Source organism: Paraburkholderia sejongensis (genome assembly GCF_020880815.1).
GTDB classification, from domain to species: domain Bacteria; phylum Pseudomonadota; class Gammaproteobacteria; order Burkholderiales; family Burkholderiaceae; genus Paraburkholderia; species Paraburkholderia sejongensis.
Genome location: NZ_JAJITD010000002.1, coordinates 276,689 through 295,546, shown reverse-complemented (window position 1 = coordinate 295,546; position 18,858 = coordinate 276,689). Strand labels below are relative to the sequence as shown.

Here is an 18,858-nt window from a genome sequence, read left to right as displayed (position 1 = left end):
AGGCGGTTAGCATGACGGTGGACAGGCGCGGCGCGGTGTTCGCGCTGCTCGACGATTGCGGTGCGACGGCGGCGCGGCGCTCGAGCCGCCTGTACACCGGTTTCGTGCGCGAGCGGGTCTGTACCGACGCCGCGCAGCTCGAAGCCGTATGCGACAGCGTCGCCGCGGATACCCGCAACGGTTTGCACGCGGTCGTGCTCGCCGACTATGAATTTGGCCATCAGCTCGTCGGTCTCGACGTCCATGTGCATCGGTTTTCCGGAACGCAGCGTGGCGATGCCACGCTGCGTTTTTTATTGTTCGAGCGTTGCGAGAAGCTCTCTCGGGACGAGGTCGATGCATGGCTGAGCGCGCGCGATAACGGCGCGGCCGAGCCGTCGGTAGCGGGCACGGCCAACGTGCGCGCGAGCGTCGATCGGGCGCAGTTCGACGCCGCGATCGACGCGATCCACGCGGCGCTGCGCGTGGGCGACTCCTATCAGGTCAACTACACGTACCGGCTCGGCTTCGACGTATTCGGCGAGCCGCTCGCGTTCTACCGGCGTTTGCGCGCGCGGCAGCCGGTGCCGTTCGGCGCGCTGATCGCGTTGCCGGACGACGGCTGGGTGTTGTCGTGCTCGCCGGAGCTGTTCGTCGAGAAGCATGGCGCGACGTTGCGCGCGCGGCCGATGAAGGGCACCGCGCCGCGCTCGCCGGATCCGGTCGCGGACCAGCGCAACGCGGACTTCCTCGCCAACGATCCGAAGAACCGCGCCGAAAACGTGATGATCGTCGATCTGCTGCGCAACGACCTGTCGCGCGTCGCGCAGATCGGCTCGGTCAAGGTGCCGGCGCTGTTTTCCGTCGAGCCGTATGCGTCGGTCTGGCAGATGACGTCGACGGTCGAGGCGACCTTGCTCGAGCGCACGTCGTTCGCGAGGATCCTGCGCGCGCTGTTTCCATGCGGCTCGATTACCGGTGCGCCTAAGCATCGGACGATGCAGTTGATCGACGAGCTCGAAAGCACGCCGCGCGGACTTTATACCGGCGCGATCGGCTGGCTCGATGCGCGCGCGGCCGATGATTGCGGCGACTTCTGTCTGTCGGTCGCGATTCGCACCTTGACGCTGTCTGCGTCCTCTCAACCCGGTGGCGCGGTCGGCCTGCGCGGCAGCATGGGCGTCGGCGCGGGCATCGTGCTCGACAGCGTGGCCGCCGACGAATTCGCGGAGTGTCGATTGAAAGCGAGCTTTTTGACCGGCGCGGAGCCGGGCTTCGACCTGTTCGAGACGATGTACGCAACATGGGAAGACGGCGTGCGGTATCAGGAGCGGCATCTGCGGCGGTTGGCGTCGAGTGCCGCGGCGCTTGGTTTCGCGTTCGACGAACCGCAGGTCCGCGAGCAGATTGCAGCGCAGTGCGACAGGCTGCCGGCACAAACGCCGCATCGCGTGCGGCTCGCGCTGAGCAAGAACGGCGCGACGCAGATCACCGCGGCGGTACTCGCGCCGTTGGCAGATTCGACGAGCGTTGGCATTCTGCTTGGCTCGGAGCTTCAGTTCGCGCCCACCCAGGCCGCCGATCCGCTGCTGCACCATAAAACCACCCGCCGCGCGGAATATGACCGCGGCTGGCGCGAAGCCGAAGCGAAGGGCGGGTTCGATACGCTGTTCTTCAACGAGCGCGGTGAGCTGACCGAAGGCGGCCGCTCGAACGTGTTCGTGAAGCTGGCGGGGCGCTGGTGGACGCCGCCGCTTGCGTCGGGCGTGTTGCCCGGCGTGATGCGCGGCGTGTTGCTGGAAGAGGGCGTGGCCGGGGTGAACGCGGCCGAGAAAGTGTTGACGCGGGCGGACGTGCTGAACGCCGAAGCGCTGCTGGTCTGCAATGCGTTGCGCGGCGCGGTGCCGGCGCGAATCGTTCGCTAAAGCGGCGCGCGGCAGCAAATAAAAAAGCGGCGTTCCAGGCCCGCACCGCAGGCTCCGGAACGCCGCCTTCAGAACGCCGCGTTTAGCAACGCAGAATCAGAACGTGTGCTCAGCCCCCGGGAACGAGCCGTCCTTCACGGCGCGCACATACGCCTCGACGGCCGCCTGAATATTCGGCTGTCCCTGCATGAAATCCTTTACGAAGCGCGGCCGCTTGCCGGGGAAAATCCCCAGCATGTCGTGCAGCACCAGCACCTGACCCGAGCAGTCGAGGCCCGCGCCGATGCCGATCGTCGGAATCCGCAACTGCTTCGTGACTTCGCTCGCGAGCTGGCTCGGAATCGCTTCCATCACGATCAGTTGCGCGCCGGCCGCTTCCATCGCGAGCGAATCGCGCAGCAACTGGCTCGCGCCCGCTTCGGTCTTGCCCTGCACCTTGAAGCCGCCGAACGCATGCACCGACTGCGGCGTGAGCCCGACGTGCGCGCACACCGGAATCGCGCGCTCGACCAGAAAGCGCACCGTGTCCGCGAGCCACTCGCCGCCTTCGAGCTTGATCATCTGCGCGCCCGCGCGCATCAGTTCGACCGAGCTGCGATACGCGTCTTCCGGCGTGCCGTAGGTGCCGAACGGCAGATCCGCGACGATCAGCGCCGACGGCCGCGCGCGCGCAACACTTGCGGTGTGATACGCGATATCCGCGAGCGACACCGGCAGCGTCGTGCTCTGGCCTTGCAGCACGTTGCCGAGCGAATCGCCGATCAGCAGCGCATCGACGCCCGCGCGATCGAGCAGCGCGGCGAAGCTCGCGTCGTAGCAGGTGAGCATCGCGATCTTTTCGCCGGCGTCGCGCATCGCCTGCAGTTTCGGCACGGTGATCGCGCTCCGGCTCGCTTCCTGCAAATAGGTCATGGTCAATCCAATGGAAAAAAGAAAGGGCCGCGCCGCTTACAGCGACGTGCCTTTGACAAAGAATTCCTTGCGTCCGCGCATCGTCTCGATGCGTTCGGCGAGCAGCGCAAGGTCCGCGTCGGAGTCGAGCGGATTCAGGTGTTCGGCGTTGACCGTCAGCACGGGCGTGCGGTCGTAGTGATAGAAGAAGTCGTTGTACGCGTCGCATAGCGCGCGCAGGTACGCGTCGGAAATCTGCAGCTCCATCGGCACCGCGCGTTTCTGGATGCGCGCGAACAGCACCTCGGGACTGGCCTGCAGATAGACCACGAAGTCCGGCGCCGGCGCGCTGACGGTAAAGCTCGCGGCGAGCGCTCGATACAGCTGGAACTCGTCTTCCGGCAAGGTCAGCCGCGCGAAGATGTCGTTTCGCTGCGTCAGGAAGTCGGCGATCAGCGGCGTGCCGCCGGTCTGCGCGGCGAGCACTTCCTGCGCCTGCTGCGCGCGTTGCAACGCGAAGTGCAGTTGCACCGGCAACGCGTAGCGCGCGGTGTCGCGATAGAAGCGTTCGAGAAACGGATTGTCCTGCGGCCGTTCGAACAGTTCCTGCATCGACCAGCGCTGCGCGAGGCGGCGCGCAAGCGAAGTCTTGCCGACGCCGATCGGCCCTTCGATTGCGATATAGCCGAACGGCGGACGCAGTTGCGGCGCGGTGACCGTGAGCGGCGGCGAACTCATTCGCAGCGGCCCTTGTCGGCGCCGCCGCCGGTCAGCGCATTGAGCACCGGGCATTGGCATGGCGACTTCACTTTCTCGATCCGTTGATCGCCGACGCTGTCGAGCAACGCGGCCGCGCGGCCATGTTGCGGAATCACGATCGCCGCGTCGATCTCGACGAGCGGCACCAGCGCGAACGCGCGCTCGATCAGACGCGGATGCGGAACGATCAGATCGGCTTCGTCGATCGACTGATCGCCGTACAGCAGAATGTCGAGGTCGAGCGTGCGCGGCGCATTGCGGAACGGCCGCTCGCGGCCGAACTGATGCTCGATCTTGTGGCACAGCGCCAGCAGATGCCGCACGGGGAGCGTCGTTTCGAGCTTCACGACGCAGTTGAAATAGTCGTCACCGCCCGCGTCGATCGGGGCGGTGCGATACAGGCTCGATTTGGCGAGCACGGTGATGGTGTGCTGTTGGGCGAGGCACACCACCGCGTCTTTCAGGGTCTGGCGCGCGTCCCCGAGATTCGCGCCGAGGCCAAGATAAGCAACCGTCATGGCATAACTTCCTGCAACTATCGTTCGACGGCTCGCCGCGAACGCCGCGTCAGTCTTCGTGCGAGCCTTCGCTCGCGTCGTTGTCCGTGCGTTCCGCGGGCGTGCCGCCCTCCACTCCGTCGCCTGATTTGCGGTTTCTGGCGCCACCGCGCCGCCGTCGTTTTCTGGGGCTCCGGTCCTTCCCGCCTTGCGTGAGCAAAGTCTCGCGCGCGGCGGCGTCTCCTTCGATGAACTCCGTCCACCACGTGCCGACCGACTCGTCGAGTTCGCCCGATTCGCAGCGCAACAGGAGGAAATCATACCCCGCTCTAAATCTTTGGTGTTCCAGCAGCTTCAGCGCGCTGCGGCCCGAGCGCTTTTCGAGGCGCAACTGCAGGCCCCAGATCTCGCGCATGTCGGCCGAGAAGCGCTTGTGGATCGCGAGCTTCTCGGTTTGCATGTCGAGCACTTCGTCCATCGCGCGATGCAGCGCGGGTACCGGGAACTCGCCTTCGGCTTCGAATTTCTGCCAGCGCTGCTGCACGTCATGCCACAGCAGGGTGGCGAACAGGAAGCCCGGCGACACCGGCTTGCCGCCGAGCACGCGCGCGTCGGTGCGCGACAGCGCGAGCGAGATGAAGCGCTCGCCGGTAGGCTGCTCGAGCACCACGTCGAGCAGCGGCAGCAGCCCGTGATGCAGGCCTTCCTGACGCAGCCGCTTCAGGCACGCGAGCGCATGGCCCGACAGCATCAGCTTCAGCATCTCGTCGAACAGACGGGCGGCGGGCACGTTGTTGATCAGGTCGGCCATCTTCTCGATCGGCGCGCGCGTGCTGGCCTCGATCTCGAAGCCGAGCTTGGCGGCGAAACGCACCACGCGCAGCATCCGCACCGGATCCTCGCGATAGCGCGTGGCCGGGTCGCCGATCATACGCAGCAGCTGCGCGCGCATGTCGGCCATGCCGTTGTGATAGTCCAGCACGGTTTGCGTGGCCGGATCGTAGTACATCGCGTTGATCGTGAAGTCGCGTCGCGTCGCGTCTTCGTGCTGCTCGCCCCAGACGTTGTCGCGCAGCACGCGGCCGCTTGCGTCGACGGCGTGGGTGCGCCGGTCGAGCTCATCGCGCTTCAGACGCTTCGGCGGCGCGGAATCCGCGGCGGGCGGATCGACCAGCGCGCGGAATGTCGAGGTCTCGATGATTTCCTGGCCGAACTGCACGTGCACGATCTGGAAACGCCGGCCGATGATGCGCGCGCGGCGGAACAGCTTCTGCACCTGCTCGGGGGTGGCGTCGGTCGCGACGTCGAAGTCTTTCGGCTTCACGCCGAGCAGCAGATCGCGCACCGCGCCGCCGACGATGAACGCGCGGAAGCCCGCCTGCTGCAGCCCCTCTGTCACGCGGATCGCGTTGCGCGAGATCAGCGACGGGTCGATGCCGTGCACGTCGTGTGGAATGATCACCGGCACATCCGGCTCGCGCGGCGCTTTCGCGCCCGCGGCGGCGCCGGCCGGCTTGCGGCGCGAACGGGTGGCGGTGGCGGACTTGCCGCGCGCGGTCGAGTTGCCGGCCGCGTCGGAGTCGTCGGTGGCGGCGGAGAGGTCGCCGTCGGCGCTCGCCGCGTCCTGGCCGAATAGCTTGCGAATGAGTTTCTTGATCACGAGGGTTGAAAGAGTTCGAGGATGCGCCAGCCTTTGGCCTGCGCATGGGCACGCAACGTGTCGTCCGGATTGGTCGCGATGGGATCGGTGACTTTTTCGAGCAGCGGGATGTCGTTGTGCGAGTCGCTGTAGAAATAGCTGTGCTCGAAGTCGCTCCAGCTCTTGCCGAGCGACGCGAGCCACATTTCGGTGCGCACGATCTTGCCTTCCTTGTAGCTCGGCGTGCCGGCCGGCCGGCCGGTGTACGCGCCGAGCGGATCGCCGCCGACCGTCTCCACCTCGCACGCGATCAGCGTATCGACGCCGAACGCCTGCGCGATCGGCCGCGTGATGAATTCGTTGGTCGCGGTGACGACGCAGCACAGGTCGCCGGCTTCGCGATGCTGCTTCACGAGTTCGAGCGCGACCGGGAAGATCGCCGGCGTGATCACTTCGTGCATGTACTCGGCGTGGATGTCCGCCAGTTGCGCGCGGGTGTACTTCGCGAGCGGCGTGAGCATGGCGACCAGGTAGGCGTGAATGTCGAGCTTGCCGGCTTTGTAGTCGGCGAAGAAGCGGTCGTTTTCACGAGCGAAATTTTCGGCGTCGACCATGCCTTTTTTCACCATGAAGCGGCCCCATTCGTGGTCGCTGTCGGTAGGGATGAGCGTGTGATCGAGATCGAAGAGTGCGAGGTTAGCCATGGGGGCGTATTTTACTTGAAGCGGGATCGCCGGCGTGTGAAGCCGACGCGCTGGCGGATTCGGCGGGCGTACCGGTGCCTGGGGCCGCGCTTGCCGTAGCGGGTGCAACGGGTGCGGCGGGTGCGGGCGACGCGAGCATCGTGCGCAGCAGCGGCAGCGTGACCGCGCGCTTCTGTTCGAGCGAGAAGCGGTCGAGCGCGTCGAGCAGCGCCATCAGGCTCGGCATGTCGCGACGGAAATGCGTGAGCAGGTAGGCCGGCACGTCGTCGGCGAGCATGATGCCGCGCTCGCGCGCCGCGCGTTTCAGTACTGCGGCCTTCGCGTCGTCGGGCAGCGGCGCGAGGTGGAACACGAGGCCCCAGCCGAGCCGCGTGCGCAGGTCCTCGCGCACCGTCATGCCGATCGGCGCCGCGTTGCCGGCGGCCACCAGGGCGCTGGTGGGATGCGCGCGCACTTCGTTGAACAGGTTGAACATCGCGATCTGCTGCGCGGCGGACAGGCCGTCGCAATCGTCGATCGCATAGAGCGCGACGCGCGGATCGAAGCTGAACGCGGCGAGGCTGCTCTGCGGACTCGCGAAGCGCGCGTGGCCCGGCGGCGCTTCGTGCACCAGCGCCTGCAGCAGGTGGGTGCGGCCGCTGCCGGCTTCGCCCCAGACGTAGAAGGTGCGATCGGCGACCGGCCCGGCGGAGAGCGCGTTGTCGAGCTCACGCAGGCGCGTGACCAGCTCGGCGTTCGCGCCGGCGTAGAAATTGTCGAATGTCGATGGCGGCGGGGTGCCGAGATCGAGCGTCAGTTGACGAAGCACAGTAGGTTAATGCCGTAAATGAGGCCATCGGTGAAGCCGGCAAGCCGCACGGATCGTGGCGGGCCGCTTCCCCAAGGCCTGAAACGTCGATAGGCGATCAGTTGTTATAAAGCGTGCTCGCCGGGTTGCGAGGCCGTGCGCCGCGGCTCGCGGCGCGGCGTTTTGCGTGGGCCGGCGACGCCGGAATCGTGGTGTGGTGTTGCAATGTCGTTTCTCGGAGGTCGTCGGAACGCGCGAATTCCAGCCAGGCGGTCGGCATCGGGTAAAATCGCATTTTACCGACCTTCTCGCTCTTCCCCATGAATCAACCGAAATCCGCCCCTGACTCCCAAGGTTTGTCGTATCGCGACGCCGGCGTGGACATCGATGCGGGCGACGCCCTCGTCGACGCGATCAAGCCCTTTGCCAAGAAAACCCTGCGCGACGGCGTGCTGGGCGGCATCGGCGGATTCGGCGCGCTGTTCGAAGTGCCGAAGAAATACAAGGAGCCGGTGCTGGTGTCCGGCACCGACGGCGTCGGCACCAAGCTGCGCCTCGCGTTCCAGCTGAACAAGCACGACACCGTCGGCCAGGATCTGGTCGCGATGAGCGTCAACGACATCCTCGTGCAAGGCGCCGAGCCGCTGTTCTTCCTCGACTACTTCGCGTGCGGCAAGCTCGACGTCGGCACTGCGGCGACCGTCGTCAAGGGCATCGCGCAAGGTTGCGAACTGTCGGGCTGCGCGCTGATCGGCGGCGAAACCGCGGAAATGCCTGGCATGTACCCGGACGGCGAATACGACCTCGCGGGCTTCGCGGTCGGCGCGGTGGAAAAGAGCAAGATTATCGACGGCAGCAAGATCGCCCCGGGCGACGTGGTGCTCGGTCTCGCGTCGAGCGGCATCCATTCGAACGGTTTCTCGCTGGTGCGCAAGATCATCGAGCGCGCGCAGCCGGATCTGAACGCGGACTTCGACGGCCGTTCGCTGGCCGACGCGCTGATGGCGCCGACCCGCATCTACGTGAAGCCCCTGCTCGCGCTGATGCAGCAGATCGAAGTGAAGGGCATGGCCCACATCACCGGCGGCGGTCTGGTCGAGAACATTCCGCGCGTGCTGCGCGAAGGTCTGACCGCTGAACTCGATCAGCGCGCGTGGCCGCTGCCGCCGCTGTTCTCGTGGCTGCAGAAGCACGGCGGCGTCGCCGATGCGGAAATGCACCGCGTGTTCAACTGCGGTATCGGCATGGCGGTGGTCGTGTCGGCGGCCGACGCCGAAGCGGCGATCGGTCTGCTGTCGGCAGCTGGCGAGCAGGTCTGGAAGATCGGCGCGATTCGCGCGAGCGCGGCGGGTGAAGCGCAGACGGTCGTAGCCTAAAGATTGACGAAGGTCCGTGTGGCGTGCCGCAACGGTGCGCCGCGCGGGCTGGGTCGTAGCTTGTAGTACAGGTTTTTTTGGTTTGCTTCGAAGGGCCGGTTCCGGGTTCTTCAGATTGCCGCTGCGGCGGTTTCAGTCAGTTCAGCAGTTTCGCTTTTCATTCTCCGCTCTCCGCTTCAACTCCCGTTCCGATCGGCAGCGCGTCATACCAGCGTTTCGATCAGTTCCACCACCCGCTCCGTCGCGTGCGGATCGCAGCAATCCACCACCAGGCGCTCCGGCATGCTGCGCAGCCATGTCAGTTGCCGCTTGCAGAGCTGGCGCGTTGCGAACACGCCCTTGTCGCGCATGGTTCGATAGTCGACCGCACCGTCCAGGTATTCCCACACCTGCCGGTAACCGACACAGCGCATCGATGCCATTTCCGGCTGCAGGTCGCTGCGCTCGCGCAGTTTGACGACTTCATCGATGAAACCGTGCGCGAGCATCGCATCGAAGCGCTGTTCGATGCGCGCGTGCAGCACGCCGCGCTCGGACGGCTCCAGCGCGACCGGCACGAAACGCCATGCCGCCGCGGCTTCGTCGACGCGCGCGGGGGCGGCGAGCAGCGTCGACATCGGCTGGCCGGTCAGCATGAAGATTTCGAGCGCGCGCTGGATGCGCTGCGAGTCGTTCGGCGCGAGCCGCGCCGCGGTGACGCGGTCGACTGCGGCGAGCCGCGCGTGCAGTGCCGGCCAGCCGTCGCGGGCGGCGTCGGCATCGAGCGCGGCGCGCACCGCGGGGTCGGCGCCGGGCAGATCGTTCAGGCCTTGGGTGAGCGCCTTGTAGTACAGCATCGTGCCGCCGACCAGCAGCGGCAGCCGGCCGCGCGCGACGATTTCGCCTGTCAGCCGCAGCGTGTCCTCTCGAAACTGCGCGGCCGAATACGAATCGGCCGGATCGATGATATCGATCAGATGATGCGGCGCGACCGCGCGTTCTTCGGCGCTCGGCTTCGCGGTGCCGATGTCCATCTCGCGATAGACCAGCGCCGAATCGACGCTGATGATTTCGACCGGCCGGCGCGCGGCCAGCGCGAGCGCGGCGGCGGTCTTGCCGGACGCGGTCGGGCCGAGCAGGCAGGGGATCGGGGTGGGGCGTGACGTCATGGATAAATCGGCGTGCGTTGCGACAGGGTGAGCCAACGCACTGCGTTACTGGCCGCGCATGAACAGCCGGTCGAGATCGGCGAGCGTCAGCTGATACCACGTCGGCCGCCCGTGGTTGCATTGGTCCGCGCGTTCGGTTGCTTCCATCTGGCGCAGCAGCGCGTTCATTTCGTCGAGCGTCAGGCGCCGGTTCGCGCGTACCGCGTGATGGCACGCGAGCGTGCCGAGCAGTTCGTGCTGACGCTCGGTCAGCACGCGCGAGCCGCCGAACGCGTGCAGGTCGGACAGTACCGCGCGCGCCAGCGCCGGCAGATCGGCATCTTTGAGCAGCGCGGGGACCGCGCGGATCGCGAGCGTGGTCGGCGACAGCACCGCGAGGTCGAAACCGAGCGCATCGAGCGTCGCGCGCTCTTCCTCGACCGTGCCGATCTCGACCGGGTCGGCCTGCATCGTCTGCGGGATCAACAGCGGCTGCACGGCGATCGCGCGATCGGCCAGCGCGTTCTTGAACTGTTCGTACAGGATGCGCTCGTGCGCGGCGTGCATGTCGACGATCACGAGCCCTTGCCGATTCTGCGCGAGCACGTAGATGCCGTGGACCTGACCGAGGGCGAAGCCGAGCGGCTGGTCGTCGGAGGCATCGAACGAGGGCGCGGCGCCCGCGGCGAACCGGGCTGAACCGCGCGATATCGGATCGTACGGCGCGGTCGTTTCGCTAGCGGAGTCGCGTGCTTCGAACAGCGACGCGCCTTCCATCGGACCCGCGAGCGGATCCTTGCGGCCGAACAGCGCGTCGTAGCCGGCGAGCGGTTGCGCGACCGGCAGCGTGCCTTGCGTCATGCGCGCCTGGCGCATCCAGGTGTTGCCGGCCTGCGAACCGCTTGGCGAGCCGCCGAAGCCGCCGCGGTTGCCCGCCGAGCCGAAGCCGCCGCCCGACGGCGCATAGCCCGAGCCACCGCCCGAGCCGCCGAGGCCGGCGCCGCCGAACCCCGAACCGAACCCGCGCGCACCGCCCGCATCACCCGCAGCGCCGGCCCCGGCACCGCCCAACGGCGTCGCCCCGAACGAAGCCGGCCCGCCGCCCGACGGCGCCAGATGCGCGGCATGCCCGCCCGCGGTGGTCTCGGGCGACGCGCCCGCGTGCCGCGCGAGCGCGCGTTGCACCGCATGGAACACGAACTGGTGAATCGAACGCGAATCGCGGAAACGCACTTCGATCTTCGACGGATGCACGTTCACGTCGACACCTTCCGGCGGCAGATCGAGAAACAGCACGTACGACGGATAGCGCTCGCCGTGCAGCACGTCTTCGTAAGCGGCGCGGACCGCGTGCGTGAGCAGCTTGTCGCGCACGAAGCGGCCATTGACGAAGAAGTACTGCTGATCCGCGCGGCCGCGGCTCGCGGTCGGCAGCCCCGCGCAGCCGTACACCGCGAGCGGGCCGGCCGCTTCGTCGAGCGGCAGATGGGCGGTCGCGAACGTGTCGCCGAGAATCTTCGCGACCCGCACCGGCGGCTCGCTCGCGTTCCAGTGCTCGACGGCCTTGCCGTTGTGCAGCACCGAAATCGCGACGTCCGGGCGCGCCAGCGCGGCGCGGCGAATCTGTTCGAGGCAGTGGCCGAGTTCGGTCTGTTCGCTCTTCAGGAATTTGCGCCGCGCGGGCGTATTGAAGTACAGCTCGCGCACTTCGATCGTTGTGCCCTGGGTGCCGGCCGCGGGGCTCAGCACGCCGGTCTGCGCGTCGATGCGCACCGCGTGCGGCGCGTCGGCGGTGCGGCTCGTGATGCTCATTTCCGCGACCGATGCAATCGACGCCAGCGCCTCGCCGCGGAACCCGAGCGTGCCGACCGCTTCGAGCTCGGCGAGCGAGCGGATCTTGCTGGTCGCGTGGCGCGTGAGGGCGAGCACGAGTTCGTTTTCGGGGATCCCGCAGCCGTCGTCGGTGATCGAGATGCGTTTGACGCCGCCCTCGTCGAGCAGGACGCGCAGCGTTTGTGCGCCCGCGTCGAGCGCGTTTTCGACCAGTTCCTTGACCACCGAGGCCGGCCGCTCGACCACTTCGCCGGCGGCGATCTGGCTGATCAACTGGTCGGGAAGGGGCTGGATCGCGCGCAATGGGCGCGGTGCGGGGGCCGCCACAGGCGCCGCCGTGGGAGCCACATTCGACGCGTCTGGGAGCGCGGCCGCTGCGGCGGGGCCGGCAGGCGTTTCGGAGAATTCGGACATGGCGAAATTATAGCGATTCACCGAATTGTGCCTATCCGCACGCTTGGCGCGGCAGAATTTAAATTGCCTTAAGGCACTTTCTGTATGATGTCGCGGGCAATTTGCGGCGGTCTTTCCGTTGCCTGCCGTTGTTTCCGGACAGGCGGCGCGCCGGCCATTTTTCCACGCACCTACAGGTTTAAAAGGACATTCCTTGGATACGCTGCTTCATTTCGCCAACCTTGTCCTGCACATCGACAAGTTTCTCGGTGACTTCATTCACGTGTACGGCGCCTGGGTCTACGCGGTGCTGTTCCTGATCGTGTTCGCCGAAACCGGGCTCGTCGTCTTGCCGTTTCTGCCGGGCGATTCGCTGCTGTTCATCGGCGGCGCGTTTTGCGCGACCGGGCAGATGCATCTCGGTCTGCTGATCCTGTTGCTGCTGGTCGCGGCGATCGCGGGCAATACGACCAACTACATGATCGGTCGCGCGATCGGGCCACGCGTGTTCAATTCGCACATTCCGGTACTCGAACGTTTTCTCGATCGCGCCGCGTTGCAGAAGACCCATAACTTCTACGAAAAGCACGGCGGCAAAACCATCGTGCTCGCGCGTTTCATTCCGGTCGTGCGGACCTTCGCGCCGTTCGTCGCGGGTGCGTCGGCGATGACGTGGAGCCGCTTCCAGATGTTCAACGTGCTCGGCGCGCTGTTGTGGGTGCTGCTGCTGGTGCTGCTCGGTTACTTCTTCGGCAACATTCCGTTCATCCGTCAGTACCTGAATGTGATCGTGCTGGTCGGTATCGGCGCGGCGATCGTGCCGGTAGTGCTCGGCGCGCTGTGGAAGATGCTGCGCAAGAACGGCGCGAACGCGGGAAGCCGTTGAGGAGGATCGCGGTGCTCGTGCTGTAGAAGTGTTGAACTGTTGAACTGTGGGGCTGTGGGGCTGTGGTGCCACGGCCAGCTTAAAAAATGAAAAGGCGTCGCGAATCTCGCGACGCCTTTTCTGTTTATGGCTGCCCGTTTATCCGCTGGCGAGACTCGCGGTCTTCGCCCGAACACGGCGCGCGTGCAAGCGAACCGTCAATCGCGCGTGACCGCGCGCGGCGCGAGCGGCGTTTCCGGCGTCGGGTAGCCGGCGTCCTTGAAGGTCTGCACGATCGCGCGGTTGGTGTCGAAGTAGACCTGCCAATAGTTCTCGTTCGACGAGTACGGACGCACGCACAGCAACGGTCCTTCCGGTGTGAAGCTGAGTACTTCGATATCGGGCGCAGGGTTTTCGGCCACGTTCGGAATCTTCGCGATCGCGGCTTTCAAACGCGCGATGGCATCGGTCGGATCGACGCCGTTCGCGATCTTCGCGGTCAGCTCGACCCGCCGGAACGGCAGCACGCTGTAGTTCGAGATCGTATCGGAGAAGATCTTGTTGTTGCCGACGATGGTCGTCACGTTGTCCGGCGTGACGATCGTGGTACCGAACAGACCCAGTTCCGTGACCGTGCCGGTGACGCCCGCGGCGGTCACGAAGTCGCCGACCTTGAACGGCCGCAGCACCTGCATGAACACGCCGGCCGCGAAGTGAGCGAGCAGGCCGCCCCACGCGGTGCCGATCGCGAGGCCGAGACCGGCGAGCAGCGCGGCGAACGAAGTGGTCTGGACACCGAAGACCTGCAGGATCGCGAGAACCAGCAGCAGGTTCAGCAACGCGCCGAGGATCGATGCAAGGTAATGGGCGAGTGTCGGATCGACCCGGCCGTTGCGCGCGAGCACCTTGCGCAGCAGGCTCGAAATCAGCCCGATGACCCAGCGTCCGATGATCCACAGGGCGATTGCGCCGATGATCTTGATGCCGAGGTCGACGCCCCGGGTCATGATGAATGCACGTACGGCTTCGATATCCACGATGTTTCCTTCGTTATTGGTGATCATCAACGGATTGAACGACGGTGGTGCAATGACCGGCAACGCGTGGTCTTCGGGAGTTATAGCCGACGGCGCGCGGCTGCGCAAGGACCGTTCCTGGTCGCCGTGGCATTGATCGGGGGCGTGCGCATGCCGCCTCGCGGTCCGCGTTGCATGGAAAAAAGCGTAGGACTCCAACCGGATTGACTGTCCGCTTTAGAACCGATATGAAACGCCGATCTGCAGCGTCGGATACCACCGGTAAGGCGACACCTTGTCGCGCACCTGCTGCAAACCGGTGTTGGTGATCTGCTGACTCATCTGCGGACCCGCGGCCTGGGCAAGTGCCGGCGACAACGTGTATGAAGCTCGCGGAATGCCGTAGGCGACGCCGAGGTCGACCACCAGACCCCACCCTTTGGCGCGCGGATGCAGGCCGTAGCCGATGCCCAGATACGGCATCACGGTCGGATATTTGGCGCTCGCGGTCGCGTATTCACCCGGAAAAGCCGGCGTCGCCTTGCCATTGAACATGTACACGCCATTGGTCGGAACGGAGTTGCCGCTGATCTCGTTGTCGGTCACGCGAAAGCCGGCCGTTACGCGAAAGCCGCTGCCGGACCACGGAAACAGATCGCCGTAGAGGCCGCCCTGACGCAGCCAAAGATCGTCTTCATAGCGATTGCCGCCCACGTTGAAGTTGCGCGACAGCTTGATCGCATTGAAGTCCGCATGCACGCCGAGCCACGGCGTGATGTTGTACGCAGCGCCGACGCCGATGCCTAGCGTGCCGCCCTGCAGATAAACTTCCTGCGCATGCGAGGTCTCGATCGCGCACGCCACCCCCACTACCCAGATTACCTTTGCAGCTTTCATGGGTACCCCTTGTACGGCGGGGCACCCAGCCTGTTTCCGATTCGGGTTGCGCTCGCCTTGTAGTTGTCTCGTTCTCTCTTGTGCTTTCACGGCGCTCTGTTGGCGCTATGGGTCGATGATGCGAGCGGACGCTGTCAGCAGTCTGTGAGGTGGCGAACGAACAAAGGAGGAAGGGGCGACGCCAGTTATGGCGGAAGTGCGGAGGTTCCGGCGCGGCTTAGGTGGTCTGAGGTGGTGGCGCACGACGCGTGCGCTGTCGAGCGTTCCAGAACGGCGCGCTGCTGTCGATAGAACGGGCTACTGATTAAAAGGCCGCGTTTGAATCCGTAGTGATGGCCCGCGGGCAAAGGCGCGTCAGCGCCTCTCAAGGCGCGATCGTGTAGCGCAGGATCCGGTCGCGCCACGATTCGAGCAGCCGCGTCATCGCGGCGGCGGCCGCGTCGGCTTCGCGGCTTACGATATGCCGGCGCACCGCATCGTGCAGTTCCAGGTCTTCGCTCGGCTGGGCCGCCTGGCGCTGCATCATTTCCGACGACACGCGCAGCGCGGCCTTGATCGCATTGCCGATCGTGATGAACATGCCGTTTTGCGAGGCCGTGATGATCGCGAGATGAAACTCGAGATTCGCGTCGGCGGCCGCGCGAATGTCCGTGGCGCCATGCGGGGCTGCCGGGTCGCAGGCGGCCGCGAGTTCGAGGTAGCGCCGCTCGATGATCTGGAAGGTTTCTTCCTTGCCGTGGCGCGCGGCCAGAAAACTCGCGCGCGGCTCGAAGCAGATGCGCATTTCGAAAATGTCCTCGACGATCTTCGAGTCGAATTGCGCGTTGAGCCGCCACGCGAGCACGTCGCGGTCGAGCAGGTTCCAGTCGGAGAAAGGCAGGACACGGGTGCCTATTTTTGGCGACACCGCAATCAGCCGTTTGCCGGCTAGTTGCTTGATCGCCTCGCGCAGCGTGGTTCGACTCACGCCGTACGCGCTGCACAGCTCGCTTTCGACCGGCAGCGCGTCCCCCGGCGCGAACTCGCCCGAGACCACGCGCATGCCGATTATCTTGGCGATCTGCGTCGTGATATTGCCAACGATCGGTTCGCGCTCGAACATCACTTCCCCTTCGTAGGCATCGTGCACAAGCGTGTCCGTGCCGCGTTATCTGGCGCTCGTCACGATCACGTTCCACGAGCCCGGCTTGAGCTTAGCGCGCACGCGTTCGCCATCGACCGACACGGCCTGGTTCACTGCCGGCGCCACTGTAGTAGGCGCATCCACCGTGTTCACCGCCTTCATGTTGGGATGATACAACTCGATCGCGTGATCGAGCGTGCGTTCGCGGCCGAGTCCGCGCAACTCGATATCGAGTTCCATTTCGTCGCTCAGATGACGGTTCAGCGCGAACACGGTCGTCGTGCCGGTCGCGCGATCGTCGACCACCGCCGCGCACAGATACGCGATCTCGGGGAATGTTTCCGCTTCGTAGCTGGCCGACTGGATCACCGGTTTGAGGACGCGACCGTGGCCGAATTTCGACGCATGCGCGAACGGGTGGAAGATCGTCTGGCGCCACGCGCGGCCGCCCGGTTCGGTCATGATCGGCCCGATCACGTTGACGAGTTGCGCGAGACAGGCGGTCTTCACGCGATCGGCGTTGTTCATCATCGTGATCAATGCGCCGCCCACGACGATCGCGTCTTCGTGGTTGTAGACCTCTTCGATCAGACGCGGCGCCTCCGGCCAACCCGGCTTGCGCAGATCGTTGATCGTGCGCGCCTTGTACCAGACGTTCCATTCGTCGAACGACAGCATGATGCGCTTGGACGAATGCTTGCGCGCCGCGACGCTGTCCGCGACCGCGACGATCTCCTTGATGAACAGGTCCATCACTTCGATGTTGCCGAAGAACTCCGCGGTCGAGTCGCGGCGGTTTTCGAAGTACGTATGCAGCGAAATGAAATCGACCTGCTCGAAGCAGTGATCGAGCACGCGCTCTTCCCATACGCCGTACGTGGGCATTTCGTGGGTGGACGAACCGCACGCGGCAAGCTGGATCGTCGGGTCGACCGAGCGCATCAGCTTGGCCGTCTCGAGCGCGGCGCGGCCGTATTCCTCGGCAGTCTTGCGACAGATCTGCCACGGGCCGTCCATCTCGTTGCCGAGGCACCAGAACTTGATGTCGTGCGGTTTTTCGTAGCCGTGCTCGCGGCGCAGATCGGACAGCGCGGTGCCGGCTGGATGATTGCAGTATTCGACGAAGCGGCGCGCCTCGTCGGGCCCGCGCGTGCCGAGGTTCACGCCGTACATCGGTTCGATGTCGAGCGCGCGGCACCAGTCGATGAACTCGTTGGTGCCGAACTGATTGGTTTCGGTCGAGTACCACGCGAGGTCGAGCCGGCGCGGCCGCTGCTCGCGCGGACCGACGCCGTCTTCCCAGTTGTAGCCCGACAGGAAATTGCCGCCCGGGTAACGCACGATGGTCGGGCCGAGTTCGCGGGTGAGGTCCATCACGTCCTTGCGGTAGCCGCGCTCGTCGGCTTGCGGATGGCCGGGCTCGAAAATGCCGGTGTACACACAGCGGCCCATGTGCTCGACGAATACGCCGAACAGGCGGCGGTCGAGTTCGGAAATGACGAAGTCGCGATCGACGATGAGGCGGGAAGCGATCATGGTGTTCCTTTATTCATCCTGCAGCTGTATGAAGTGATGCGCCTGTATGAAGAAGGCCGCGCGCTTGCGCCAGCCTTTTGCGGCTTTAACGCGCGAGCAATGCGTTGGTGCGTTGTTCCGCTTCCTTCTGCACGTCGCCGACCGGTTTGCCGGTCGACAGCATGTTGCTGATCTCTTCACCGACGATCTGCTGGATCGCGAACTGGCGCGGCACCGTATTGGGCAGCGCGTAGCCGGTGCTGGAGATCTCCTTGATGGCCGGGCGATGCGGCAACGCGTTGAACGTGTCGCTCGTGATGATCGACTGGCGCGCGGGCAGGTGACCGGTGCGAGCCCAGTCGCCGTCGTGATCGGACAGGAACTTGAGGAACACGAAAGCCGCGTGGCGGGTCTTCTCGTCTTTCGCGCCGCCCTTGAGCATCACCCACGAGTGACCGTCGGCCCACACCGCCTTCTTTTGATACAGGTTCGGGAACGGCACGACGTCGTAGCCGTTGGCAAGCGCGGTGCCCGGTTTCTTCGACAGATTCGTGAAGTCCTCGATCACCCACGTGCCGCACATCAGCACGCCCGCCTTGCCGTTTTCGAATGCCTGGTTGGCCGCGCCGTAGTCGAGCCCCTGCGTGAGGTCGCCCGCTTTCGTCAGCTTGTCGTAGAGCGCGAGCGCGTTGGCGGCGGCCGGCGTATGCATGTCGATCTTCGTCGGGCCGGCGGGGAACAGCGTGCCGTTTTGTTGGTAGACCCAGGTATAGAAGGAGCGCGTTTGCGCGGCCGATTCATTGGCGATCGGCACCGCGAAGTACGGCAGCCCGGTTTTGTCCTTGAACTGTTTTGCCTGCGCGAGCAGTTCGTCCGGCGTTTTCGGCAGGATCGGCTGACCGCTCGCATCGACGAGGCCCGCCTTTTTCAGCAGATTCACGTTGATGTGCCACAGCCACGAATGCGTGTCGAACGGCAGCGCATAGGTCTTCTCGCCGAAGGTGACCGCGCGGTGCGCCTGGCCCGTGAAGTCTTTCGTGTCGACCCCGACCGATTTGAACCCGTCGTCGAGCGGTTCGACCAGGTTGCGCTTCACGTAATCGCCCAATACGGCCTCATGCATGACCGAGATGGTCGGCACGTCGCGGCTTAGAATGCGCGCGTCGAGTTGCGTGTAGTACGGCGTCCATTCGATGATCTGCGGTTTCACGACGATGTCTTCCTTGTTCGTCGCGTTGAACTGGTTGACCAGTGTCGTGATGATGCCGCACTCGCCGGACGCCTTGCTGACGTCGTTGACTTTGCCGTATTCGGCGTCGCAGGCGCCGAAGAAACGCGACAACGTGATTTCCGTTTTGGCCTGTGCGGGTGCCGCGAGGCTTGTCGCGAGGCCGAACGCAGCAAGCGCGATTGCGCGACGCACCAACGATCTGCTCATGTCTGTCTCCTGGGAAAGCCCACCGTACGCGCTGCATGCGTGTGCATGGGCGAATGTTATTGGTACTGCGAATCAAATCAGATCGGTCGACACA

General features: G+C 65.4%; 16 protein-coding genes. 3 read left to right on the top strand and 13 right to left on the bottom strand.

Features of this window, described 5'->3' with window-relative positions:
• The first annotated feature begins 11 nt into the window (after positions 1 to 11).
• Positions 12 to 1,904 carry an aminodeoxychorismate synthase component I gene (gene pabB / locus LJ656_RS04880; protein ID WP_230508142.1) on the top strand — a complete coding sequence of 631 codons (1,893 nt, stop codon included), beginning with the start codon at positions 12 to 14 and terminating at the stop codon, positions 1,902 to 1,904.
• A gap of 96 nt (positions 1,905 to 2,000) precedes the next feature.
• Here pabB and panB read toward each other — a convergent pair whose 3' ends face one another.
• Genes panB through hda form a run of 6 tightly spaced genes read right to left on the bottom strand, consistent with a single transcriptional unit; the run spans position 2,001 to position 7,202 of the window.
• Complete coding sequence (gene panB, locus LJ656_RS04875) at positions 2,001 to 2,816, bottom strand: 3-methyl-2-oxobutanoate hydroxymethyltransferase (protein WP_230508141.1); 816 nt, start codon at positions 2,814 to 2,816, stop codon at positions 2,001 to 2,003.
• A 36-nt stretch (positions 2,817 to 2,852) separates the two neighbouring features.
• On the bottom strand, positions 2,853 to 3,533 hold the full coding sequence (locus tag LJ656_RS04870) for a deoxynucleoside kinase (RefSeq protein WP_230508140.1): 681 nt from the start codon (positions 3,531 to 3,533) through the stop codon (positions 2,853 to 2,855).
• Positions 3,530 to 4,072 carry a 2-amino-4-hydroxy-6-hydroxymethyldihydropteridine diphosphokinase gene (gene folK, locus LJ656_RS04865; RefSeq protein ID WP_230508139.1) on the bottom strand — a complete coding sequence of 181 codons (543 nt, stop codon included), beginning with the start codon at positions 4,070 to 4,072 and terminating at the stop codon, positions 3,530 to 3,532. Before folK ends, LJ656_RS04870 begins: the two co-directional genes overlap by 4 nt.
• A gap of 49 nt (positions 4,073 to 4,121) precedes the next feature.
• A complete protein-coding gene (pcnB, locus tag LJ656_RS04860) occupies positions 4,122 to 5,711 on the bottom strand; it encodes a polynucleotide adenylyltransferase PcnB (RefSeq protein WP_230508138.1) in 1,590 nt (529 codons plus the stop codon).
• Positions 5,708 to 6,394, bottom strand: coding sequence for a histidinol-phosphatase (locus LJ656_RS04855; protein WP_230508137.1), 687 nt, complete (start codon positions 6,392 to 6,394; stop codon positions 5,708 to 5,710). The genes pcnB and LJ656_RS04855 overlap by 4 nt, the downstream gene beginning before the upstream one ends.
• Positions 6,387 to 7,202 carry a DnaA regulatory inactivator Hda gene (gene hda, locus LJ656_RS04850; RefSeq protein WP_230508136.1) on the bottom strand — a complete coding sequence of 272 codons (816 nt, stop codon included), beginning with the start codon at positions 7,200 to 7,202 and terminating at the stop codon, positions 6,387 to 6,389. The genes LJ656_RS04855 and hda overlap by 8 nt, the downstream gene beginning before the upstream one ends.
• 299 nt (positions 7,203 to 7,501) lie before the next feature.
• Between hda and purM the strand changes: the two genes are divergently transcribed.
• Positions 7,502 to 8,557: a phosphoribosylformylglycinamidine cyclo-ligase gene (gene purM / locus LJ656_RS04845; RefSeq protein WP_230508135.1), complete on the top strand. Its 1,056-nt coding sequence runs from the start codon at positions 7,502 to 7,504 to the stop codon at positions 8,555 to 8,557.
• Between the two features lie 203 nt (positions 8,558 to 8,760).
• Here the strand turns inward: purM and miaA are convergent, their stop codons facing one another.
• Together miaA and mutL are read right to left on the bottom strand one after the other, a co-directional pair.
• A complete protein-coding gene (miaA, locus tag LJ656_RS04840) occupies positions 8,761 to 9,705 on the bottom strand; it encodes a tRNA (adenosine(37)-N6)-dimethylallyltransferase MiaA (RefSeq protein ID WP_230508134.1) in 945 nt (314 codons plus the stop codon).
• 45 nt (positions 9,706 to 9,750) lie between these two features.
• Positions 9,751 to 11,931 (bottom strand): DNA mismatch repair endonuclease MutL, encoded by a 2,181-nt coding sequence (gene mutL / locus LJ656_RS04835; RefSeq protein WP_230508133.1) that lies wholly within the window; start codon positions 11,929 to 11,931, stop codon positions 9,751 to 9,753.
• A 193-nt stretch (positions 11,932 to 12,124) separates the two neighbouring features.
• Between mutL and LJ656_RS04830 the strand changes: the two genes are divergently transcribed.
• On the top strand, positions 12,125 to 12,796 hold the full coding sequence (locus tag LJ656_RS04830) for a VTT domain-containing protein (protein WP_230508132.1): 672 nt from the start codon (positions 12,125 to 12,127) through the stop codon (positions 12,794 to 12,796).
• A 197-nt stretch (positions 12,797 to 12,993) separates the two neighbouring features.
• Here the strand turns inward: LJ656_RS04830 and LJ656_RS04825 are convergent, their stop codons facing one another.
• The 5 genes from LJ656_RS04825 to LJ656_RS04805 form a co-directional block, all read right to left on the bottom strand.
• On the bottom strand, positions 12,994 to 13,812 hold the full coding sequence (locus LJ656_RS04825) for a mechanosensitive ion channel family protein (protein ID WP_230508131.1): 819 nt from the start codon (positions 13,810 to 13,812) through the stop codon (positions 12,994 to 12,996).
• A gap of 216 nt (positions 13,813 to 14,028) precedes the next feature.
• Complete coding sequence (locus tag LJ656_RS04820; protein WP_230508130.1) at positions 14,029 to 14,688, bottom strand: hypothetical protein; 660 nt, start codon at positions 14,686 to 14,688, stop codon at positions 14,029 to 14,031.
• 364 nt (positions 14,689 to 15,052) lie between these two features.
• Positions 15,053 to 15,817 carry a FadR/GntR family transcriptional regulator gene (locus LJ656_RS04815; protein WP_230508129.1) on the bottom strand — a complete coding sequence of 255 codons (765 nt, stop codon included), beginning with the start codon at positions 15,815 to 15,817 and terminating at the stop codon, positions 15,053 to 15,055.
• A gap of 18 nt (positions 15,818 to 15,835) precedes the next feature.
• A complete protein-coding gene (arfA, locus tag LJ656_RS04810; RefSeq protein WP_230508128.1) occupies positions 15,836 to 17,347 on the bottom strand; it encodes an arabinosylfuranosidase ArfA in 1,512 nt (503 codons plus the stop codon).
• 85 nt (positions 17,348 to 17,432) lie between these two features.
• Positions 17,433 to 18,764 carry an extracellular solute-binding protein gene (locus tag LJ656_RS04805; protein ID WP_230508127.1) on the bottom strand — a complete coding sequence of 444 codons (1,332 nt, stop codon included), beginning with the start codon at positions 18,762 to 18,764 and terminating at the stop codon, positions 17,433 to 17,435.
• Positions 18,765 to 18,858 lie beyond the last annotated feature (94 nt).

Excerpts from the sequence above, each read along its gene's own strand:
- mutL (WP_230508133.1), bottom strand. The coding sequence starts at position 11,931 with ATGTCCGAATTCTCCGAAACGCCTGCCGGCCCCGCCGCAGCGGCCGCG.
- LJ656_RS04855 (WP_230508137.1), bottom strand. The coding sequence starts at position 6,394 with ATGGCTAACCTCGCACTCTTCGATCTCGATCACACGCTCATCCCTACC.
- purM (WP_230508135.1), top strand. The coding sequence starts at position 7,502 with ATGAATCAACCGAAATCCGCCCCTGACTCCCAAGGTTTGTCGTATCGC.
- arfA (WP_230508128.1), bottom strand. The coding sequence starts at position 17,347 with ATGATCGCTTCCCGCCTCATCGTCGATCGCGACTTCGTCATTTCCGAA.
- folK (WP_230508139.1), bottom strand. The coding sequence starts at position 4,072 with ATGACGGTTGCTTATCTTGGCCTCGGCGCGAATCTCGGGGACGCGCGC.
- LJ656_RS04820 (WP_230508130.1), bottom strand. The coding sequence starts at position 14,688 with ATGAAAGCTGCAAAGGTAATCTGGGTAGTGGGGGTGGCGTGCGCGATC.
- LJ656_RS04870 (WP_230508140.1), bottom strand. The coding sequence starts at position 3,533 with ATGAGTTCGCCGCCGCTCACGGTCACCGCGCCGCAACTGCGTCCGCCG.
- miaA (WP_230508134.1), bottom strand. The coding sequence starts at position 9,705 with ATGACGTCACGCCCCACCCCGATCCCCTGCCTGCTCGGCCCGACCGCG.
- panB (WP_230508141.1), bottom strand. The coding sequence starts at position 2,816 with ATGACCTATTTGCAGGAAGCGAGCCGGAGCGCGATCACCGTGCCGAAA.
- pabB (WP_230508142.1), top strand. The coding sequence starts at position 12 with ATGACGGTGGACAGGCGCGGCGCGGTGTTCGCGCTGCTCGACGATTGC.
- LJ656_RS04805 (WP_230508127.1), bottom strand. The coding sequence starts at position 18,764 with ATGAGCAGATCGTTGGTGCGTCGCGCAATCGCGCTTGCTGCGTTCGGC.